The following is a 4,704-nucleotide window of genomic DNA, read 5'->3' on the forward strand; positions in this document are numbered from 1 at the left end:
GGCGGGCGATGCCCCGCCGATAATGTGAGGATGATCGAATGGCGCTTGCACCGCAGAACATGAACGGCAAACCCGGCGTCGCGACCGACCATGTCGACGCGCCCGAGCTCAGGCTGTTCGTGTTCGGGCTGTTCTTCATCTTCGGCGGCATCACCTCGCTCAACGACGTGATCATCCCCAAGCTCAAAGAGCTGTTCACGCTCAACTATACCCAGGCGATGCTGGTGCAGTTCTGCTTCTTCACCGCCTATCTGCTGATCGGCATTCCCGGCGCAAAGCTGGTCAAGAAGGTCGGCTACATGCGCGGTGCGGTGTGCGGGCTGCTGCTGATGATGCTCGGCTGCCTGCTGTTCATCCCCGCCTCGCGCAACGCCACCTATGGCCTTTTCCTGTTCGCGCTATTCGTGCTGGCGAGCGGGGTGGTGATCGTCCAGGTCGTCGCCAATCCGCTGATCTCGATGCTGGGCAAGCCGCAGACCGCGCACAGCCGCCTGACCTTCGCGCAGGCGTTCAACTCGCTTGGCACCACCGTCTTCCCGATCGTCGGTTCGGCGCTGATCCTCGGCAGCCTCGCCAGCCTCAGCGCGGGCCAGCTTTCCGGCCCCGCGCTCGATGCCTATCGCACCGCCGAAAGCCAGGCGATCGTGAACGGCTATCTCGGCATCGCCGCCGCGATTGCGGTGGTGGCCGGCGTGGTCTGGCTGTTCCGCAACCGGCTGAAGGGCGAGACGCACGAGGCGAGCAGCGGTCTGGCCGGGTTCGACCTGCTCGCGCGCCCGCGCTTCGGCTTCGGCGCGCTGTGCATCTTCCTCTATGTCGGCGCCGAGGTCGCGATCGGATCGCTGATCGTCAACTATCTGATGCAGGCGCATGTCATGGCGCTGGGCGAACAGGTGGCAGGCAAGCTGATCGGCCTGTACTGGGGGGGCGCGATGGTCGGGCGCTTCATCGGATCGGGCGTGATGCGCTTCGTCAGCCCCGGCAAGCTGCTCGCGGCGGTGGCCGCAGGCGCGATCACGCTGATCCTCGTCTCGACGAGCACGCAAGGCATGGTCTCCGGCTATAGCCTGCTCGCCATCGGCCTCATGAACGCGATCATGTTCCCGACCATCTTCAGCCTGGCGTGCGAGGACCTGGGCCCGCGTGCGGCGGATGGATCGGGCATCATCAACATCGCGATCTTCGGCGGGGCGGTTATCCCGCTCGCCACCGGCGCGATCGCCGACCTTTCGGGCCAGCTCGGCTTGGCTCTGGTGCTGCCGGCGCTGTGCTATGCGGTGATCGGCGGATATGGCTGGTATGCGCGCAGCCGGGTCGCCTGATTGCAGCACAGCCTGAGCGAGCTTGGCCAAGGTCACGGTGGAGGGCTTGCGCCGCAACGCAAAAGAATTTTTTGCACATGCGAAGAATCCTCTTGCGCACGTTTGCAAACGATGTTTCTATTCGACGATCAGCTGAGAATAGACGTTTTCGGTTAAGAACGAGCGGTTTCTGCGCATTTTATTGCAGGCACGCTTGGTCTGGTTTCACCAGTTATTTTGCATCGCACAACAAGGCGGCCACCCGAAAAGGGCGGCGCAACCCTGCGCATTGGCCAGGGAAAGCGCTGCGACGGGATGGCCTGGCCGCGACGGGTGAGGGTGTCGACAAGGCCTGCATTTTCGAATGGGGGCATTCACAAGGTGATCACACGCAGAACGATGCTGCACCGGATCGGTGCGGCCGGGGGAGTTGCGGCCGTCGCGGGCGCAATGCAGTCAATGGGCTGGTTCGGAGTGGCTGAGGCTGCAGCGCTCGAACCGATGCCGGGCGATATGGGCAACGGCCGCTCGGTGGTGGTACTCGGTGCCGGATTTGCCGGGCTGGTTGCGGCCTATGAGCTCGAACAGCGCGGATTTGTGGTCACCCTGCTCGAAGCGCGTGGGCGCGTCGGCGGCAAAGCCTGGACAGTGCGCGATGGTGATCGCATCGCGATGCAGGGCGAGGACGATCAGATCGCGCGCTTCTCTGAAGGCCTGTATTTCAACGCCGGTCCGGCGCGACTGCCCAGTTTCCATCAGGGTGTGCTCGGCTATGCCAAGCGCTTCGGAGTGCCGCTCGAGGTCGAGGTCAATTCGAGCCGCTCGGCCTATCTGGTCGCGAAGAACGGCAGCAAATTGCGCATGCGCACCGCGATCAACGACATGCGCGGTCATGTTTCCGAACTGCTCGCCAAGGCGGTCAACCAGGGTGCGCTCGATACCGCGCTCAGCGTAGAGGAAAAGGCGAAGCTGCTGCCTTTCTTGAAAGCCTATGGCGACCTGCAGGGCGATTATGCGTTCAAGGGCACCACGCGCTCAGGCTTCAAAACGGGGCCAGGGGCCGGGATATCGAGCTTCGAGACCGCCAATGCACCGGTGCCGCTCGCCGATCTGCTCGCCAACGAGCAGCTTGGCATGATGGGCTTCGAGGACAATCTCTACATGCAGGCGACGATGTTCCAGCCGGTCGGCGGCATGGACCAGATATCGGTCGGCATCGAGCGCAACCTCAAGAAACGCGCGGTGCTGAACGCCGATGTCCAGCGCATCCGCCAGAGCGATGCCGGGGTCGAGATCGCCTATGTCGACACGGCCAGCGGCTCGGCGCGGGTCATCAAGGCCGATTACTGCGTGTGCACCATTCCCTTTCCGGTGCTGGCGAAGATCGAGGCCAATTTCGCCAAGCCCGTCGCCAACGCGATAGCAAGCGTGCTCTACGAGGATTCGAACAAGGTCGCGTTCGAGGCTCCACGTTTCTGGGAGCGCGACCAGATTTATGGCGGCCTCACCTTTGTCGGCGGCGAGACCAGCCTGATCTGGTATCCGTCCTGGGGCCTGCACGGCGAAAGGGGGATGATCCTGGGCTGTTACAGCTCGGGCGAGCCGGGCAAGGCCTTTGCCAAAAGGCCGATTGCCGAGCAGATCGCGATGGCGCGCGCCGCGATCGAGAGCGTCCATCCCGGCCATGGTGCCGATTGCATCGCGCCGCTGGTCGTCAACTGGCGCAAGATTCCCTATAGCCTTGGGCCCTGGCCCAACTGGAACCCCGGCGTGCGCGATCGCGGCGAGCATCCGATGACCGACACGCCCGCCTTCCGCTTGCTCAATCAGCCCGATGGCCGCATCTTCTTCGCCAGCGCCGCGCTCAGCCAGACGCCCGGCTGGCAGGAGGGCGCGCTGCAATCCGCACATGCGACCGTTGCCGCGCTGGTCGACCAGATGCGTGCTCGGGCGCTGACCGAACCGACCAGGAGTGCCCAGGCCGCATGATCATCCGCCCCGCCCGACCTGACGAGATACCCGCGCTTGAGCGGCTGATTGCCGCTTCGGCACGGCAGCTCAGCATCGGCTTCTATTCACCGCAAGAGACCGAGGCGGCAATCAAGCATGTGTTCGGGGTCGATAGCGAGCTGGTCGGCGACGGCACCTATCTGGTGGTCGAGCTGGACGGACGGATTGCCGGGTGTGGGGGATGGAGTCGGCGCGCGACCCTGTTCGGGTCCGATCGGTTCGCCCAGCGGCAGATAGGCTTTGTCGATCCAGCGCAGGCTCCGGCAAAGATCAGGGCATTCTTCATCGCGCCTGAATTCGCGCGGCGCGGCGTCGGCGCGGCGTTGCTCGACGCCTGCGAAGCGGCGGCGCGGGCGGCAGATTTCACCCAAGCCGAGCTGATGGCGACGCTGCCCGGCGTGCCCTTCTACACCGCCTATGGCTACCGTGCCCAAGGCGAGGTCGTGCAGCATTATGACGGCATCCCGCTGCGCTTCGTGCCGATGCGCAAGACGCTTTTTCAACCCTCGCAACAGGAGGCCGCACCCGAAACGGAAGTCCAGACATAATCTCATGAAACGTCATCGCAGGAGCGAACCAACACATCCGGACCAAAGAGCCCGGGCATTGGGAAGATGATGATCTGAAGGCCCAAACGCGAAAAGGGGGCTTTCGATGAGAATGAATGGAGGTATTTCGCGGGCCGTGCTCGCGACAGCATTGCTCGCCGCGCCGCAGACCGGCTGGGCCGCAAGTCTTGCCGATACGGCCGAGCAGCCGCTGGCCGACGCTGCAGCACAGGAAGACGATGCGCCTGAAAGGGCCGATATCGTCGTCACCGGAACGCGGCGCACCGACCGCACCGTGATCGAATCCTCGGTGCCGATCGACGTCTTCACCAACGAGGATCTGGCGACCCAGTCCAGCCCGCAACTGCAGACCATCCTGCAGACGCTGGTGCCCTCGTTCAACCAGCAGCGCAACCTGCTCGGCGATGCCTCGGCCTTTGTCCGCCCGCCGACACTGCGCGGCCTTCCGCCCGACCAGATCTTGGTGCTGATCAACGGCAAGCGCATGCACCGCTCGGCTCTGGTCCAGGTCGCGGGCGGGCAGCTGGCGCAGGGCTCGCAAGGGCCCGATCTGTCGCAAATTCCCGGCGAGGCGCTGGGCCGCATCGAGGTGCTGCGCGATGGCGCATCGGCGCTCTACGGATCGGACGCGATCGCCGGCGTGATCAACCTGGGGCTCAGCACCAAGGACAGCGGCATCGACATGCAGGCGCGCTATGGCCAGACCTATGCGGGCGACGGCCAGGACACGCAGATATCCGCGATTGCCGGGTTCAAGCTTGGCAGCGATGGCGGCTTCTTCAACGTCACCGGCGAGTTCATCGACCAGAATATCTGGGACCGTT

4 protein-coding genes are annotated in these 4,704 nt (G+C 64.2%); all 4 read left to right on the top strand.

The annotated features are described in order from the left end of the window. The first annotated feature begins 38 nt into the window (after positions 1-38). The gene (locus AX735_RS01690; RefSeq protein WP_066274634.1) at positions 39-1,322 is read left to right on the top strand and encodes a sugar MFS transporter; all 1,284 of its coding nucleotides are present in this window, start codon (positions 39-41) and stop codon (positions 1,320-1,322) included. Positions 1,323-1,775: 453 nt separating this feature from the next. After that, the gene (locus tag AX735_RS01695; RefSeq protein ID WP_202189476.1) at positions 1,776-3,290 is read left to right on the top strand and encodes an FAD-dependent oxidoreductase; all 1,515 of its coding nucleotides are present in this window, start codon (positions 1,776-1,778) and stop codon (positions 3,288-3,290) included. Further along, entirely contained in the window at positions 3,287-3,859 is a 573-nt protein-coding gene (locus AX735_RS01700) for a GNAT family N-acetyltransferase (protein ID WP_066274642.1), read from the top strand. The genes AX735_RS01695 and AX735_RS01700 overlap by 4 nt, the downstream gene beginning before the upstream one ends. Positions 3,860-3,965: 106 nt before the next feature. Then, positions 3,966-4,704: TonB-dependent receptor plug domain-containing protein (locus AX735_RS01705; RefSeq protein ID WP_231749983.1), on the top strand; the 739-nt coding region annotated here is incomplete at its 3' end.

Source organism: Blastomonas sp. CCH1-A6, from assembly GCF_001556365.1.
Lineage (GTDB): Bacteria > Pseudomonadota > Alphaproteobacteria > Sphingomonadales > Sphingomonadaceae > Blastomonas > Blastomonas ursincola.